At 49.1% G+C, this 15,230-nt stretch carries 10 protein-coding genes, 4 tRNA genes and 1 other RNA gene; 11 read left to right on the plus strand and 4 right to left on the minus strand.

Annotated elements, in window-relative coordinates; all coding sequences use genetic code 11:
• Positions 1 to 55 precede the first annotated feature (55 nt).
• Both EH243_RS02605 and glnK read right to left on the minus strand, forming a co-directional pair.
• Positions 56 to 1,315, minus strand: a complete 1,260-nt coding sequence (locus EH243_RS02605) for an ammonium transporter (protein ID WP_126157088.1) — start codon at positions 1,313 to 1,315, stop codon at positions 56 to 58.
• A 53-nt stretch (positions 1,316 to 1,368) separates the two neighbouring features.
• Complete coding sequence (gene glnK, locus EH243_RS02610) at positions 1,369 to 1,707, minus strand: P-II family nitrogen regulator (RefSeq protein ID WP_126157089.1); 339 nt, start codon at positions 1,705 to 1,707, stop codon at positions 1,369 to 1,371.
• Between the two features lie 338 nt (positions 1,708 to 2,045).
• On the opposite strand from glnK, the gene EH243_RS02615 reads away from it, so the two are divergent.
• The 3 genes from EH243_RS02615 (at position 2,046) to EH243_RS02625 (ending at position 5,863) form a co-directional block, all read left to right on the plus strand.
• Positions 2,046 to 2,306 (plus strand): accessory factor UbiK family protein, encoded by a 261-nt coding sequence (locus EH243_RS02615; RefSeq protein WP_126157090.1) that lies wholly within the window; start codon positions 2,046 to 2,048, stop codon positions 2,304 to 2,306.
• A 56-nt stretch (positions 2,307 to 2,362) separates the two neighbouring features.
• Positions 2,363 to 4,279 carry an EAL domain-containing protein gene (locus EH243_RS02620; RefSeq protein WP_126157091.1) on the plus strand — a complete coding sequence of 639 codons (1,917 nt, stop codon included), beginning with the start codon at positions 2,363 to 2,365 and terminating at the stop codon, positions 4,277 to 4,279.
• Between the two features lie 84 nt (positions 4,280 to 4,363).
• The gene (locus tag EH243_RS02625; RefSeq protein ID WP_126157092.1) at positions 4,364 to 5,863 is read left to right on the plus strand and encodes a YifB family Mg chelatase-like AAA ATPase; all 1,500 of its coding nucleotides are present in this window, start codon (positions 4,364 to 4,366) and stop codon (positions 5,861 to 5,863) included.
• On the opposite strand, the gene EH243_RS02630 is transcribed toward EH243_RS02625, so the two are convergent.
• The gene (locus EH243_RS02630) at positions 5,835 to 7,496 is read right to left on the minus strand and encodes a putative bifunctional diguanylate cyclase/phosphodiesterase (RefSeq protein WP_164549034.1); all 1,662 of its coding nucleotides are present in this window, start codon (positions 7,494 to 7,496) and stop codon (positions 5,835 to 5,837) included. The genes EH243_RS02625 and EH243_RS02630 overlap by 29 nt on opposite strands.
• Positions 7,497 to 7,826: 330 nt before the next feature.
• On the opposite strand from EH243_RS02630, the gene rep reads away from it, so the two are divergent.
• Entirely contained in the window at positions 7,827 to 9,842 is a 2,016-nt protein-coding gene (gene rep / locus EH243_RS02635; RefSeq protein ID WP_126157094.1) for a DNA helicase Rep, read from the plus strand.
• Between the two features lie 61 nt (positions 9,843 to 9,903).
• Here the strand turns inward: rep and EH243_RS02640 are convergent, their stop codons facing one another.
• The gene (locus EH243_RS02640) at positions 9,904 to 10,326 is read right to left on the minus strand and encodes a c-type cytochrome (RefSeq protein ID WP_126157095.1); all 423 of its coding nucleotides are present in this window, start codon (positions 10,324 to 10,326) and stop codon (positions 9,904 to 9,906) included.
• Positions 10,327 to 10,740: 414 nt separating this feature from the next.
• On the opposite strand from EH243_RS02640, the gene EH243_RS02645 reads away from it, so the two are divergent.
• The 7 genes from EH243_RS02645 (at position 10,741) to EH243_RS02675 (ending at position 15,062) form a co-directional block, all read left to right on the plus strand.
• A complete protein-coding gene (locus EH243_RS02645) occupies positions 10,741 to 12,852 on the plus strand; it encodes a putative bifunctional diguanylate cyclase/phosphodiesterase (protein WP_126157096.1) in 2,112 nt (703 codons plus the stop codon).
• Positions 12,853 to 12,985: 133 nt separating this feature from the next.
• Positions 12,986 to 13,062, plus strand: a tRNA-Arg gene (locus tag EH243_RS02650).
• Positions 13,063 to 13,109: 47 nt separating this feature from the next.
• Positions 13,110 to 13,232, plus strand: a non-coding RNA gene (locus EH243_RS02655) — RtT sRNA.
• A gap of 87 nt (positions 13,233 to 13,319) precedes the next feature.
• Positions 13,320 to 13,395: transfer RNA gene (locus EH243_RS02660), tRNA-Thr, on the plus strand.
• A gap of 379 nt (positions 13,396 to 13,774) precedes the next feature.
• Positions 13,775 to 13,851 (plus strand) — tRNA-Asp (locus EH243_RS02665).
• A gap of 71 nt (positions 13,852 to 13,922) precedes the next feature.
• Positions 13,923 to 13,998 (plus strand) — tRNA-Thr (locus EH243_RS02670).
• Positions 13,999 to 14,150: 152 nt separating this feature from the next.
• Positions 14,151 to 15,062, plus strand: a complete 912-nt coding sequence (locus EH243_RS02675) for a pseudouridine synthase (RefSeq protein WP_126157097.1) — start codon at positions 14,151 to 14,153, stop codon at positions 15,060 to 15,062.
• Positions 15,063 to 15,230: the final 168 nt, after the last annotated feature.

Consider the following 15,230-nt stretch of genomic DNA (forward strand, 5'->3'; position numbering starts at 1 on the left):
AAGGGGAGCCGAAGCTCCCCTTATACCGTATTGTTTTTATTTTCGACCGTCGGTTTTATTTACCGTTGGTAAATTCAGGGTAAGCTTCCATACCGCATTCAGCGATATCGACACCTTCGTATTCTTCTTCTTCAGTCACACGCAGACCGATAACGGCTTTGATGATGGCCCAAACGATCAGGCTGGTACCGAATACCCAGACAAAGATAGTAGCTGCGCCGATCAACTGACCGCTGAAGCTTGAATCGCCATTGGTGACAGGTACTAGCATCAGACCCAGTAGACCACAAACACCGTGAACAGAGATGGCACCTACAGGATCATCGATGCGCAGTTTATCCAGAGTAATGATAGCGAAGACAACCAATACACCACCGATCGCGCCAAATAAGGTTGCTTGCAGTGCGGTTGGGGTAGAAGGCTCAGCGGTGATAGCGACGAGACCGGCCAACGCGCCGTTCAGTAGCATAGTCAAATCTGCTTTACCGAACAGTAGGCGAGCGGTAATCAGTGCTGCGATAGCACCACCGGCAGCAGCCGTATTGGTGTTTAGGAATACCATGGCAACAGAGTGTGCACTAGCGACATCACCGAGTTTCAGTACAGAACCACCGTTGAAACCGAACCAGCCCATCCACAGAATGAATGTACCCAGGGTGGCTAATGGTAGGTTGGCACCAGGGATAGCACTCACACCGTTAGCAGTATATTTGCCTTTACGAGCGCCTAGCAGTAGGACACCTGCAAGCGCTGCAGCAGCACCGGCCATGTGAACGATACCAGAACCGGCAAAGTCAGAGAAACCAAGGTCACCTAGGTTGTACATGCCGAAAACGTCATCGCCGTTCCAAGTCCATGCACCTTCCATTGGGTAGATGATACCGGTCATAACAACCGCAAAAGCAAGGAAAGCCCAAAGCTTCATACGTTCTGCAACGGCACCAGAGACGATAGACATTGCCGTAGCAACAAATACCACTTGGAAGAAGAAGTCAGATGCGCCGGAGTATACAGAACCACCGTCGAAGCCTTCTTCAGCTGAATCAGCCAGCACCTGAGCAACATCAACTTCTTCGATGCCGCTAAGGAAGATGCCGCCACCGTACATCACTTCATAACCGCAGATCAGATACATGATCGACGCGATTGCAAACAAGGCAACGTTTTTCGTCAGGATCTCAGTGGTGTTTTTCGCACGCACCAGACCTGCTTCTAGCATGGCGAAACCTGCCGCCATCCACATAACTAATGCACCACACACCAAGAAATAAAAGGTGTCCATTGCATATTGTAATTCAAAAATTTGGTTTTCCATCACTTCCCCCTGAAGCCTATGCTTAGAGTTGTTTTCGGTTGTAAAAAGGTTGCTTACAGAGCGCTGTCGCCTGTTTCACCGGTACGGATCCGAACAACTTCTTCGAGCGGCATAACGAAGATTTTGCCGTCTCCGATTTTGCCGGTTTGAGCCGTCTTGCTAATCGCTTCCACTACCTGATCAACGATGCCGTCCTCCACAGCAGCGTCGACCTTTACTTTGGGCAGAAAGTCGACAACGTATTCTGCTCCGCGGTAGAGTTCTGTATGGCCTTTTTGACGGCCGAAGCCTTTCACTTCGGTGACAGTGATACCCTGTACGCCGATGTCGGAAAGTGCTTCACGCACGTCATCCAGTTTGAATGGTTTAATAATTGCTGAGATGAGTTTCATGGGATCTGATCTCCACTAAGTAAAACTGTTTTTAAAGAGCTGTATTGGTTATCAACACAGGAATAAACGGTATGGCTCATACAAAGCATTGGACGTGCCATAAAATTAAATATCATTTAAAAACAGTAGGTTATTTTGTTTATTGGCAGATTCTTTCTTTTTATAAGGGGGATTAGGGCTTTTGTTGATAAATAACTGGTGCACAATTGTTGTGCAGGCGCCTTTTTGGTGCGTTTTGTGTGAGGCGAAGATTAATAACCGATGTGAATCGGCTAATTTTCCTTTTATTGTTATAGTGTTATGAAAATAGTTAGCCAATATCATTGGAAAGATGAGATATGATTAATCATAAAATACTAGAGGGTATCAGCGGGCAGATCGGGCAGTTATTTGAACAAACTCGGCACCGCTCGGTAGAAACTGAACTACAGCAACAGATTAACGCCCTGTTACAGGGCGCTTTTAGTCGGATGGATCTGGTTACCCGAGAAGAGTTTGATGCCCAGAGTGCGGTATTAAGCCGAAGTCGGGCTAAACTAGAGCAGTTACAATTAGAGATTGAGCGGTTGGAACAGCAGGTTAACAAAGCCGGCGACTAAGCCGATACACACACCCGTTCAAACAACTATTTCATCTTGCCGTTTAAGGAGTCTTTATGCATCTGCCTATGTATGCCTGCATCCTGCCAGATCTGAGTTATCAGTTCGCGACTCAGGAGTACACTGGCATGTTGGGTTGGCAGGGTGAGTTAAGTGGCGTGTCACTGTCGCAGGTGCATGCTGAAGAGAGCCTGTTTGAATTACAGCATGGCATGATGTTGGCTCGTTCTCAGGGGACGGCAACGTTGTCATGGCAGCCCTTTATTGAAGATAACAATCTATGGTTGCAGTTGGAGATTTGCTGGAATCCGGTGGCAGGTTTGTTCATTGTCAATGCGATGCGTACCGCACAGGCTGCCGGCCGGCAATTGGCGCAGCATCCTGAGCAGGGCCTGTTCGATTACACGCCTCAGGCGGTTATGTTGTTGGATGAGGATAACCGCATCTATCGCGTCAATGCGAGTTTCTCTGAGATCAGTGGTTATGCCTTTGAAGATGTGGCGGGGCAAGGGCCCGGTATCGTCACCAACCGCAATATTGCCGCCGAAATGTTTGACCATCTGTGGCAGCAGTTGATGTTAAGAGGCTACTGGGAAGGTGAGCTCTGGAACCGTCATAAGGATGGCCATAGTTACCCCGCGTGGTATAGCTTGATGGCCCAGCGGGATGAAAGTGGCGAAATTGAAGGTTTTGTTGCGCAGTTTTCAGATATTAGCAGTGCCTATGGTGATCCAAGCCGCTTTAATCATGCCAGCTATGATGCGCTGACGGGGTTGCCGGATGAACATATGTTATTGGAGCAACTTAATCAGCAGCTGCTACGCGATAGTTTAGGGCACCGAGGGCGAGGTCTAATATTGCTGCAGCTACAGACAGATGAGGCCGATCGGGAGCAATTGACGGCGGCGATTGGTGCGCGGCTGAGTGCGCAGGTGCGCGAGAGTGATCTGTTGGCGGTGGATCAGGAGCAAAATTTTGTGTTTGTCTTGGACGATTGCTCCGATGAGATGGTGCTTGAGCAGTTTGCCGAGCGTATCGCCGGTGTATTGCTGGAGCGAGCCGATACGGCGGAACAACCATTGCTGGGAGATTATGCGATGGGTGGCGTATTGGTCGAAGGCGGCAATATTAGTGCGGAGCTGATGCTTGATCGGGCTAGGCTAGTGCTGCGCACCCCCGATTGCCATAACGGTTTTCGCGTATATGATGTCGCGTTAGGGAGTGGTGCGGTTTTCAGTCGAGAAACCTTGGCTCAGGGGGTCTCCGATGGATGGCTGCAGTTGCGGTTTAACCCTGTTTATTCCTTGCAAGGGCACCACTTAGTGGCGGCGGAGGTATCGCTGGCGATGAATCATCCCACGCAGGGGATTCTAACGCCGGCTCAGTTTATCCCTCAGTTATCCCGTTATGGTCTGCTGGATGAGTACCATCAGCAACTTGAACAACAGTTGTTGCCGTTAATTATGGATTGGAATCGTTTTGAGCGGTTTCAGAACCTGAGCCTCCGATTGCAGGATGAAGAGCTGTTTTCTGCAGACGTGATCGCGCAATTAGTGCGGCAGATGGTGAAGGCTGGAATCCCTCCTCAGCGATTGATGATGAGTTTGCACTATGATCAGTTGCAGCTGTTTCCCGAAGAGGTGGAAGAGTTTAAAGCGTTGGGGGTGTTGATCTTATTGGATCCGCAGGGCCACTCTTTTGAGCGGCTTACCTCGCCGCTACTACCCGACATGTTGCTCTTGAATGCGTCGCTGGTGGAACAGCAGATGCGCGATAGCCGTTATATCCGCGAGGTTGAGAAGCTTATCTCGGTCGCTCAGGATAATGAGCTAGGAGTGATAGCGGAAGGGGTGCGTACAACGGGCCAGATGACGCGGCTAACTCGGCAGGGGTGTTTGCGGATGAGCGGTAAGTATGTCGGCTCGGATCTTACTATGAAACAACTGATTGAGCGTTTAGAGCAGGAACAATAAGCATACCCTTTGCCCTATTCGCAGAGGTAAATAAGCTATGCTGACTAGGTTATTAGAGATGATTTAACGATCCAAGGATGGATTATGGCACTAGCAATTGTACACACCCGGGCACAGCTGGGTATTCAATCTCCACCGGTCGCGGTGGAGGTTCATCTATCGGGCGGTCTGCCCAGTTTTTCCATCGTTGGTATGCCAGAAACCGGTGTCAAAGAGAGTCGCGAACGGGTACGGAGTTCGCTGCTGAATTGCGGTTTTGAATTCCCTGCTCGACGCATTACAGTCAATCTCGCACCGGCGGATCTGCCCAAGGAGGGCGGGCGCTATGATCTCGCGATAGCGGTGGGTATTTTGCTCGCCAGTGGGCAGTTACCCCAAGGCTGTGCCGAAGGCTATGAGTTTCTGGCTGAGCTAGCGCTATCGGGCGGTTTGCGTTCCGTTGCGGGGGTGTTGCCGGTCGCACTGGGTTGTCGGCAGGCGGGGCGAAGCCTGTTTCTGGCGACAGACAGTGTTCAGGAAGCGGGGTTAGTGACGGGGTTGCGTGTGTTTGCTGCTGGATCGCTACTAGAAGTGAGCAATCACTTAGCAGGTGCTAACCTGTTATCCGCAGCAACGGCATCTGATTGGCCGAACAGTGATGTCATTGAAGCGGATATGGCCGATGTTCGGGGGCAGTATCAAGCGAAGCGTGCGTTAGAGATTGCCGCTGGCGGTGGCCATAATTTACTGCTCTGCGGTCCGCCCGGCAGTGGTAAAAGTATGTTAGCGAGTCGGTTGCCCGGTATCTTGCCGCCGCTGATTGCCGATGAATTGTTGGATGTGGCTGCTATCTATTCGATTGCGGGGGTGAAAGATAGCCGGCTTTATACCGGTATTCGACCTTTTAGAACGCCGCATCATACCGCTTCGGCCGTTGCGCTGGTGGGCGGTGGCAGTAATCCTCGCCCCGGTGAGATCTCTTTGGCCCACCAAGGTGTATTGTTTCTTGATGAATTGCCCGAATATAGTCGCCAAGTGTTAGAAGTGATGCGCGAACCGCTAGAATCTGGAGTGATTAATATTTCCCGTGCCGCCTTGCAAGCCAGCTTCCCCGCTCGATTTCAGTTAGTGGCGGCGATGAACCCCTGTCCCTGTGGTTATCGGGGTGATCAGAGTGGTCGATGTCGCTGCACACCGGATCAGGTTCAGAGGTATCAGGCGCGGATATCGGGGCCGCTATTGGATCGGATCGATCTGCAGAGCTGGGTGCCAGGGTTAACACCTGAGCAGTTGATGGGGCCGGCTGAAACTAGTGAGCATAGTGCGGATATTCGTACGCGTGTGGTGCGTGCTCGAGATATTCAGCAGCAACGGCAGGGCTGTATTAACGCTCAACTGGATGTGAATGGGTTAGAGCAGCATTGTCAGTTAGGTTCTGAGCAGGAGCAGTTGCTCATGCAAGCGATGAGCCGAATGGGGTTGTCTGCCCGGGCAACCCATCGCGTGTTAAAAGTCTCAAGAACCATTGCCGACCTGCAGGGCGAAGCAGATATCAGCAGTGCCGCACTGCTTGAGGCTATTGGGTTGCGGCGCTCTCCTCTTTGAGCTGATAACCGTGTTCTAGTAGGTAGACAAACTCTTCGTAGGGAATCGGTTTGCTATATAGGTAGCCTTGGGCTTGATGGCAGCCATAGCGGGAAAGGAAGTTGAGTTGTTGCTTGGTTTCGACCCCTTCGGCAATAATCTCTTTATTGAGGCTATGGGCCAAGCGAATTAGGGCTTTAACAATTTCACGATCATCGGTGTTTGTCATCACACCTGAAACGAAAGAGCGATCAATTTTCAGGCTGCTGATGGGTAGCTTCTGCAGTAGTGAGAATGAAGAGTAGCCGGTGCCAAAGTCATCCAGTGAAAAGTTGATGCCTAACGTGTGCAGCTCTTCGATACCTTCCTGTACATGAACTTCGTTATTGAACAGCGCGGATTCGGTGAGTTCAAATTCGAGAATAGAGGTATCAATCGTGTACTTATTGATCAGTCGTTGAATCGTCCGGCAGAGATAGCTGTCCTGAAATTGGCGGAAGGAAAGATTTACACTCAGTCGTTCAATGCTGAGGCCGCTGGCGGCTATTCGTTGGAGGTCTTGTCCTGCTTGTTGAATTACCCAATAGCCAATAGGGACGATCAGCCCTGTACGTTCCGCGGTTGGTATAAAGGCGTCGGGATAGATCAACCCTTTTTCGGGATGTCGCCAGCGAATTAAGCCTTCAGCACCAATAATATTACCGCTCGCAATATCGATACGTGGCTGATAGAAGAGCTCAAATTCATTTCGACGGATGGCGTTAATCAGTTCCGGCTCGATGGCGATATGGGATTGGTCTTTGGGGTGTTCTTGCCGGTCGAAGATGACATAGCTGCAGCAGCTTTTCTCTTTCGCCTTGATTCTCGCCAATGTGGCTTGATTAATCAGGGTGTCGATTTCGTAGTGTTGCTCTGGCGCGAGGGCGACGCCTATGCTGCAAGGGAGAATGACTTCTACATCTGGGTAGGTATAGGGCTGGGTCAGGCTATGAATAATCTGCTTACACAGTTGCGTGCTCTGTTGGGTAAGGTGTTCACGGCTATCGGCACCCTGTAGCAGAATAAATTCATCGTTTCCCTGTCGGCAGGTGAGTCCGGGTGACAATTTTGTCAGCCTTTGGCTCATCTCTTTAACAACAAGATCACCGGCGGTATAGCCATTTAGATTATTAAAGCGCCTAAAACCATCCAGATCGACACTGATCAGTGCGAAATGCTGAACGGTTGCGGGCTTTTTTGATGATTTGAGTTGTTCCCCCAGTTCTTTATAAAATTGCTGACGATTCATCATGCCCGTGAGTGGATCAAGCTGGTTCAGGCGCTCGATCTCGGTACGGTATTGGTAAACCTTGAGATTATAGCGGAGCACTCTTTGCAATATCTCATCGGTACATTCAGCGGTGGAGATAAAATCGTTTGCTCGCCACAGCATCGACTCATCGATGCGAGTGGTGTCGATCTTATCGTCAAACAGAATGATCGGAATCATCGGATATAATTGACGCAGATAGTGCAGCTCAGAGAGGGCGTTGGTGTCGGTATAACAGGTATGTAAGAAAATCAGCTGGCAATCCGTTCGTGCCAGTAGCTCTGAAGCTTGATCGAAGCTGCATTGCCTGGAGGTGCATTGATGCCGCTGCAACAGATCGACCATTTTAGAGGTATCAATCCCGCAGCTGTCAATGATAAGACATTCTGGGTTGTTTGAAGCTACAGACAACATATCAAATACACTAGAGAGCAAACTACCATGTTCATTCCCCCCTATTTACTACTGATAAGACAATTCATTCCATGCGATAATTGTCTCCCTGTAAGCGACTAAAGAGTAACACGCAAATTTTGAGAGTTAAACGTTTGTTTGGTTGTTTATTGCTTTAAAAACAATAAATTACCGTGTTTTTAATGCTTTTTTATAAAAGTTTAACATAATGCTATCGGCCGCCTACAGGCAAAACTTTAGCCTTCAGAGTTAATATTTAACATGTCGAGACTTAATCCGAAGCAGCGGGAAGCCGTAGATTATATTAGCGGACCGCTTTTGGTGTTGGCTGGCGCAGGTTCCGGTAAGACCAGCGTGATTACCCGTAAAATTGCCTACCTGATCGAGAGTTGTGGTATCAAAGCCCATAATATTGCGGCGGTGACCTTTACTAATAAGGCGTCTCGCGAAATGAAAGAGCGGGTTAATTCGTTGGTTAAAGGCAAAGCCACTCGGGGGTTAACCGTCTCAACGTTTCATAACTTGGGGCTGACTATTATTCGCAAAGAGCTTAAAACCCTAGGTTTTAAATCCGGTTTTTCGCTGTTTGATGATCAAGACAGTAAAGCGCTGTTAAAGAGCTTGCTGCTGCACCATGAAGAAGAAACCGATCAGGTTGACTCCATTCAGCATACGATCTCCAATTGGAAGAACGATATGCTGGGGCCAGATCAGGCGTTGGCGAGTGCCGAAGGGCCCGCTGAGGTTCTCGCGGCCCGTGCCTATGAAGCCTACCAAAAGAGTCTTAAAGCCTATAATGCGGTGGATTTTGATGATCTGATTCTGTTGCCGGTGCAGCTATTTATCCAACACCCAGAGATTCTTGAACGTTGGCAAAATAAGATTCGTTATCTGTTAGTCGATGAGTATCAAGATACCAACGTCACGCAATACTTATTGGTAAAAATGCTCGTGGGGACACGGGGGATGCTGACGGTTGTGGGTGACGATGATCAGTCGATCTATTCTTGGCGGGGTGCGCGGCCGGAAAACTTAGTGCAGCTGCAGGATGACTTTCCTTCGTTGAAAGTGGTTAAGCTGGAGCAAAACTACCGCTCGACCGGGCGTATTCTAAAAGCGGCCAACACGGTTATTGCGAATAACCCCCACGTGTTTGATAAAACGCTGTGGAGTGATATGGGGTTTGGTGACCCACTGCGGGTAGTCTTTACCCGTAATGAAGATGGTGAGTGTGAACGCATTGCCACTGAGATCTTAGATCTGCATCTGCGTAAACGGTATCAGTTCAAAGACTTTGCGATCCTTTATCGCGGTAACCACCAGGCTCGATTACTCGAATTGAAGCTACAAAGTTATCAAGTGCCTTATAAGCTCAACGGCGGAACCTCTTTTTTTGGTCGCGCTGAGATTAAAGACATCATGTCCTATATGAAGGTGCTGGTGAATCCTGATGATGATAATGCCTTCCTGCGGATCATTAACCTGCCTCGGCGAGAGATCGGTCATACAACGCTGCAAGGGCTGGGCGAATATGCCACCGAACGGGCGACTAGTCTGTTCAATGCCTGTAGTGAGCTAGGGTTGGAGCAGATATTGAAACCCGCTCAAGTTGAGCGGTTGCGGCGGTTTAAAAACTGGCTGGAAAGCATCTATCAGCAGTGCGAACAGGGCGACCCGATCGATGCGGTGCGCAAGATGATAGAAGATATCGATTTTGCTGGCTGGATTGCGCAGAACAGTTCCAGCGATACGGTGGCCGAGCGACGGATGCAGAACGTCTGGATACTGGTGGATTCTCTACGGAATACGCTGGAGCGTCTGCAAGAAGATGACCCAGATGCCGGTATTCGTGAGGCGATTGCACGCCTGATTCTGATGGATATCATGGAGCGGCAGGAGGAGGAAGATGATTCTGACCGAGTGCAACTGATGACGCTACATGCATCTAAGGGGCTGGAGTTTGATCATGTCTATCTGATGGGTATGGAAGAGGAGATCCTGCCGCACCGTAACAGTATCGAAAATGGCGATATTGAAGAGGAGCGGCGACTGGCCTATGTCGGCATCACGCGGGCAAAAAAGACATTAACGATGACGTTAGCGCGCAAACGAAAGCAGTTTGGTGAACTAATTGATTGTCAGCCTAGTCGCTTTTTGGATGAGCTACCAGAAGACGATCTAGAGTATGAAGGGCGAGGCGAGGTCTGCGAGGCCACGAATAAAGCTCGTGGTAATGCCACCTTGAGTGGTTTGCGTGGTTTATTGGATGATCTGTAACAGCGAAATTTAAGCCATAAAAAAGGCCGCATCAGCGGCCTTTTTTACGATAGCTCAAATATTACTTTGCGCTGTCGACCATGTATTGTACAGCGGCTTGGATTTCATCGTCAGAGCAGGCAGCACAGGTACCACGAGGTGGCATTGCATTAAAGCCGTTCAGGGCGCTATGCATCAGTGTTTCCATGCCTTTAGCGGCACGTTCAGTCCAGTCACTAGTACCAAACTTAGGTGCGCCCAGTACGCCAGTAGAGTGACAAGCAGTACAGCTAGCGTTGTAAACGTCTGATCCAGAACGCGCAGCAGCTGAAGCTGAAGGCGCTGGAGCGCTAGCGCATGCGTCGCCTTCGACACAGACAGAACCAACTTTTTGGATGCGCTCTATAAGGGCATCGTTATCGGTGTTGGCCATCGTTGAAGTGGCCAGAAAACCCAGCACTACGGCAAACAGGGTAGAAATAGCTTTGGCAGCAAATTTACTCACAGTCACGACCTCATCATCGCTAATTTTAAAAACGGGTAGCTGCAGGGACGTCTCTAACAGACTGGTTACAGCGTTTATAAATGTATATCGGCCGGCATTATAGCGGTAATTACCCACAACGAAAATGGGTGTAGGGCTCATCAGGACTAAATAATTGGCAGCAGGGCGCTAAAAAAGGGCAGAAGGCTGAATTAAATGGGCTTTTGACTGGCTAGAATGGGCTTTTTGGTGTTTTATATACGGATAGGATTTTTTATCTTCAACTTATCCCCGCGGACTGTAAATCAGTCGGTAGTCGCGTGACTTCAAGACCGTAAAAGGATTTATTATGGTGATGGGTTTCGTTTTTTTGCAAGAGCGCTTGTCCTCTGCTGCTTTCTTATGCCGACATAGCCGATTAACTGGGATATTTTGATGTCTCAGCGATCTTCTGTTTCCGTTACCCGCCGACTGCATCGTCTATTTGTCACTTCCGTTGCCGTCGTGTTATTGATTACCGGTTTGGTTGTGCTTAGTTTTGAGCTGTTTCACAACCGTAATCTGATGATTGACAGGGCACATGTTTTCTCTGAGCTTTCCGCCCCTCACTTAGCTAATGTATTGGCGGCCGGCGCATCTCCTGTATCGACCACCGCGTTATTGGATAGTTACTTTTCTGAACCCAACCTATTGGGCGTCTACGTTTACCGAACGGATGGTTCGGAATTTATTCGAGCGGTTAAAAGCGAACTTGATCAGCCGCTGCCGACGCCCTCATTCCCGCTTCGGACGGGGCTAAAAGAGGGCCATCAAATTAGTTTCGATCTATTTGAATACAGCGTACCGATTAGATATCAGGGTGAGCTGGTCGGGCAGATTTATCTGCAATATGGCTTGGCGGCTATCGAGCAGCAGATGTTAGTTTATCTATTATTTGGTTTGGTGCTTTATGGCTTATCTCTGTTAGGGGTGTCGCTACTCTCCAAGCGGATACAACGGGGCATTTCTGAACCTGTCGACGAGATACTCAGGGCTATGGAGGAGGTGACGGTTCAGAAAAACTATGCGTTAACGCTTCCCGAAAGAGGCGGCAAAGGGGAGTTGCACGAACTGATCCGTGGTTTTAATCGTATGCTAGAGCAGATTAATAAAACGGCATCGGAACTGAAGTCGCACCAAGAAGCGATCGAACAGCATGTCTATTTTGATCCGTTAACAGGTTTAGCTAATCGCCGCATGTTGATACAGCGTATGGAACAAGAGGTGATGCGGGCGAAACGATCGGGGCAGATAGGGGCCTTGGTCTATTTAGATTTAGATCACTTTAAAACGATCAATGATTCACTGGGCCATAATGTCGGCGATGCGGTGTTAAATAGTGTTGCCGCACGCATACGTTCATCCGTTCGAAAAGCAGATACGCCCGCCCGGTTGGGTGGCGATGAGTTTGTTGTACTGCTACCCGATCTTGGCAAGACGGAATCAGCCGCGACCCATAATGCGCTCAGTATTGCCGAAAAAATTCGTCAAGGGATTTCTACTTCCCATCAGATTGATGGGCGGGATCTACATGTAACGCCGAGTATCGGGATCGCGCTGTTTGATGGGGAGAAAAATGAGCTTGAAAATCTCTTGATGCAAGCGGATTTGGCGATGTATCGGGCTAAAGAAGAGGGGCGCAACCAAGTGCGCTTTTTCCTTGAGCAGATGCAAGAACATGCTGACCGGCGTCAGCAGGTTGAAGAGAACCTGAGGCAGGCGATCAAAGACGATAAGTTGTTTGTTTGTTATCAGCCGCTCGTTAAAAGTAATGGACGTATTGTCGGTGCCGAAGCACTGGTCCGTTGGGCGGATGATAACAGCGGTCTGATCAATCCATCAGCCTTTATACCGATTGCCGAGATGACCGATCTGATCTGTAGTGTGGGTCAATGGGTGTTAACCGACGTCTGTAAGCAGATGGCGGAGTGGGAGCGGCAAGGTAAAAAATTGGTCGTCTCTGTCAATATCAGTCCTCGCGAGTTTCAGCAAAGTGACTTTGTTGAGCAGGTGCAAGATATTGTGCTGGGTACTGGTGTTAGGGCGGAGTATTTGGTCTTTGAGCTAACAGAAGGGATTTTGTTAAATCATATCGAGGCGGTGAAAACGAAAATGCAGCGCCTTTCCCAGCTAGGTATTCGCTTCTCCTTGGACGACTTTGGTACAGGTTACTCTTCGCTGCAGTACTTAAAGCAGTTGCCTTTGGATACCTTAAAAATCGATCAGTCTTTCGTTCAGGATATTACGACCGACAGCAGTGATGCCACGATCGTCTCTACTATTATTGCGATGGCCCAAACCTTGGGTATCAACGTGGTCGCCGAAGGGGTAGAGAAGCGCGAAGAGCTGGAATATCTTGAGCACTGGGGTTGTCGATTATTTCAGGGGTTCTATTTCAGTCGTGCGGTACGGGCAAAACGGATGGGAGCGCTGATTCCTGAGGCGGGTGAAAATCAACTGCGGGAAGTGCCGATAACCTCGTATAAGAAGCATCAGTTTACTAATTAAGTTTGGCGATTATTCCGTGATCCTGAAGCATCAATCATTGCCGAGCAGAATGATTGACAAATTTTGTTTTAGCGATAGACAGTACTTCACTAGATCGGTAATATACACGCCCTCATCATCACTGATGAATAGTGCGCCTGTAGCTCAGCTGGATAGAGTAGCAGGTTCCGATCCTGTTGGTCGGGGGTTCGAATCCCTCCAGGCGCACCAAATTTTGTTAAGAACTGGCGGTATTTACTTACTAATAGCTTTTAATAAAACACTGTCCGCCTAGCGGGTGAGAACCCTCGATGGGGTTTGAGCCGAGCGAAGCGAGACAATATGCCATAGGCATAGCCCGAAGGGTACGGCGTAGCCGTATAATCCCTCCAGGCGCACCAAATTTTATTAGGAACTGACGGTATTTACTTACCAATAGCTTTTAATAAAGCGGCTAAAGGGTTTTGCTCTTTAGCCAATAATATAGTGCCGCTATAGCTCAGCTGGTAGAGCAACTGACTTGTAATCAGTAGGTCCCGAGTTCGACTCTTGGTGGCGGCACCATTTTTCTAGTTTCTTAATTGAAACTAAACCACTGCGAAGTGGTAGTTCAGTTGATTGGTATGTCTGTCACCCTTACGGAGATGATGGTCGCGGGTTCGAGTCCTGTAGTAAAGTCCACTGCGAAGTGGAAGTTCTGTTGGTTGGTATGTCTGTCACTCTTACGGAGATGATGGTCGCGGGTTCGAGTCCTGTAGTAAAGTCCACTGCGAAGTGGAAGTTCTGTTGGTTGGTATGTCTGTCACTCTTACGGAGATGATGGTCGCGGGTTCGAGTCCTGTAGTAAAGTCCACTGCGAAGTGGAAGTTCTGTTGGTTGGTATGTCTGTCACTCTTACGGAGATGATGGTCGCGGGTTCGAGTCCTGTAGTAAAGTCCACTGCGGAGTGGTAGTTCAGTTGGTTAGAATACCTGCCTGTCACGCAGGGGGTCGCGGGTTCGAGTCCCGTCCATTCCGCCACTTTTCAGAGAGACTGTTAGTCTGATTTAACAGTTATCTCATCCGGTTGACGATTGTTAGCCGTCTGTTAAGCCGCTATAGCTCAGCTGGTAGAGCAACTGACTTGTAATCAGTAGGTCCCGAGTTCGACTCTTGGTGGCGGCACCATTTCCTTCCTCACTATATGCTAACGCTTTGATTCGCTGATTGTGTCAGTGAGGCGTCTAATATAGATTTTTCATTTGTAGTAACATGTCGTTAACTTATGTCTCGTTTCATGCGTGATAATAAATCGACAAAACTCCCTTTTGGATTCAATGATGGCTATTGCCAAATCCCCGTCTAAGTTGACACTGCCGCAGGTTAATCCGGGTACGGCGACGGTTTTAGAGTACCTGATCTATAAATTTCCACAGGTTGATGCGCACATTTGGCGACAGCGGGCGAGGGATGGCAAGTTACATTGGCACGACGGTAGTGCTATTACATCAGACTCGCCCTATCTGCCTCAGCAGCGGGTTTATTACTATCGGGAAGTGGCGAGTGAGCCGGTTATTCCGTTTAATGAGACGATTATATTTGCTGATGCCCATATATTGGTTGCCTATAAACCGCCCTTTCTGCCGGTGACGCCCGGTGGGGCCTATGTGAATGAGTGTTTGCAAAATCGTCTGCGGGCGGCGACGGGGATCGACAATCTCCATGCCCTGCACCGGATTGATCGGGTGACGACGGGGTTGGCGATGTTTTCGGTTAATTCGGATAGCCGCCATCTGTACCATCAGCTGTTTGCGTCTCGGGAGATGCACAAAACCTATCAAGCGATCGCCCGTATTGATGCTGATGAGCCTGTTATTGGCCAGCAATGGGAGGTAGTTAATCGGTTAGAAAACGGCGATCCGCGATTTAGGATGCAGGTTGTGGATGGGACACCTAATAGCCATTCCCTGATTCGTTGTCTCGATCGGATTCAGGGTAGAGGGTTATTCGAGTTAGAACCTATTACCGGTAAAACCCATCAACTGAGGGTGCATATGCAGACACTCGGTTGGCCGATTTTGCACGATCGCTATTATCCTGAATTGCAGCCAGAGTCTGCCGATAATTTTGCGCAACCTTTGCAGTTGTTGGCGCAGCAGCTACGTTTTATCGATCCGGTGACATCACAGCCTCGCGCTTTCCATTGTGGTTATCAAATGAACCTTAAGACCTTACTGTTGGATGAGGTGTAGATGTGGGGCTATGGCGGGACTGCGGTATAGCCATTGTTGTGTTCGGCTAAGGTTTCTAGTGGACCTATAGGCCGAAGCAAGCGGTTCTTAGCCCGTTTAGCGAGCCTTTTGGGCCGGTTTACATTGTTCTTTGCTGATTATTCATGGACACTCAAACAAGATGGGATG

This window comes from Amphritea opalescens (assembly GCF_003957515.1).
Classification (GTDB): Bacteria; Pseudomonadota; Gammaproteobacteria; order Pseudomonadales; family Balneatricaceae; genus Amphritea; species Amphritea opalescens.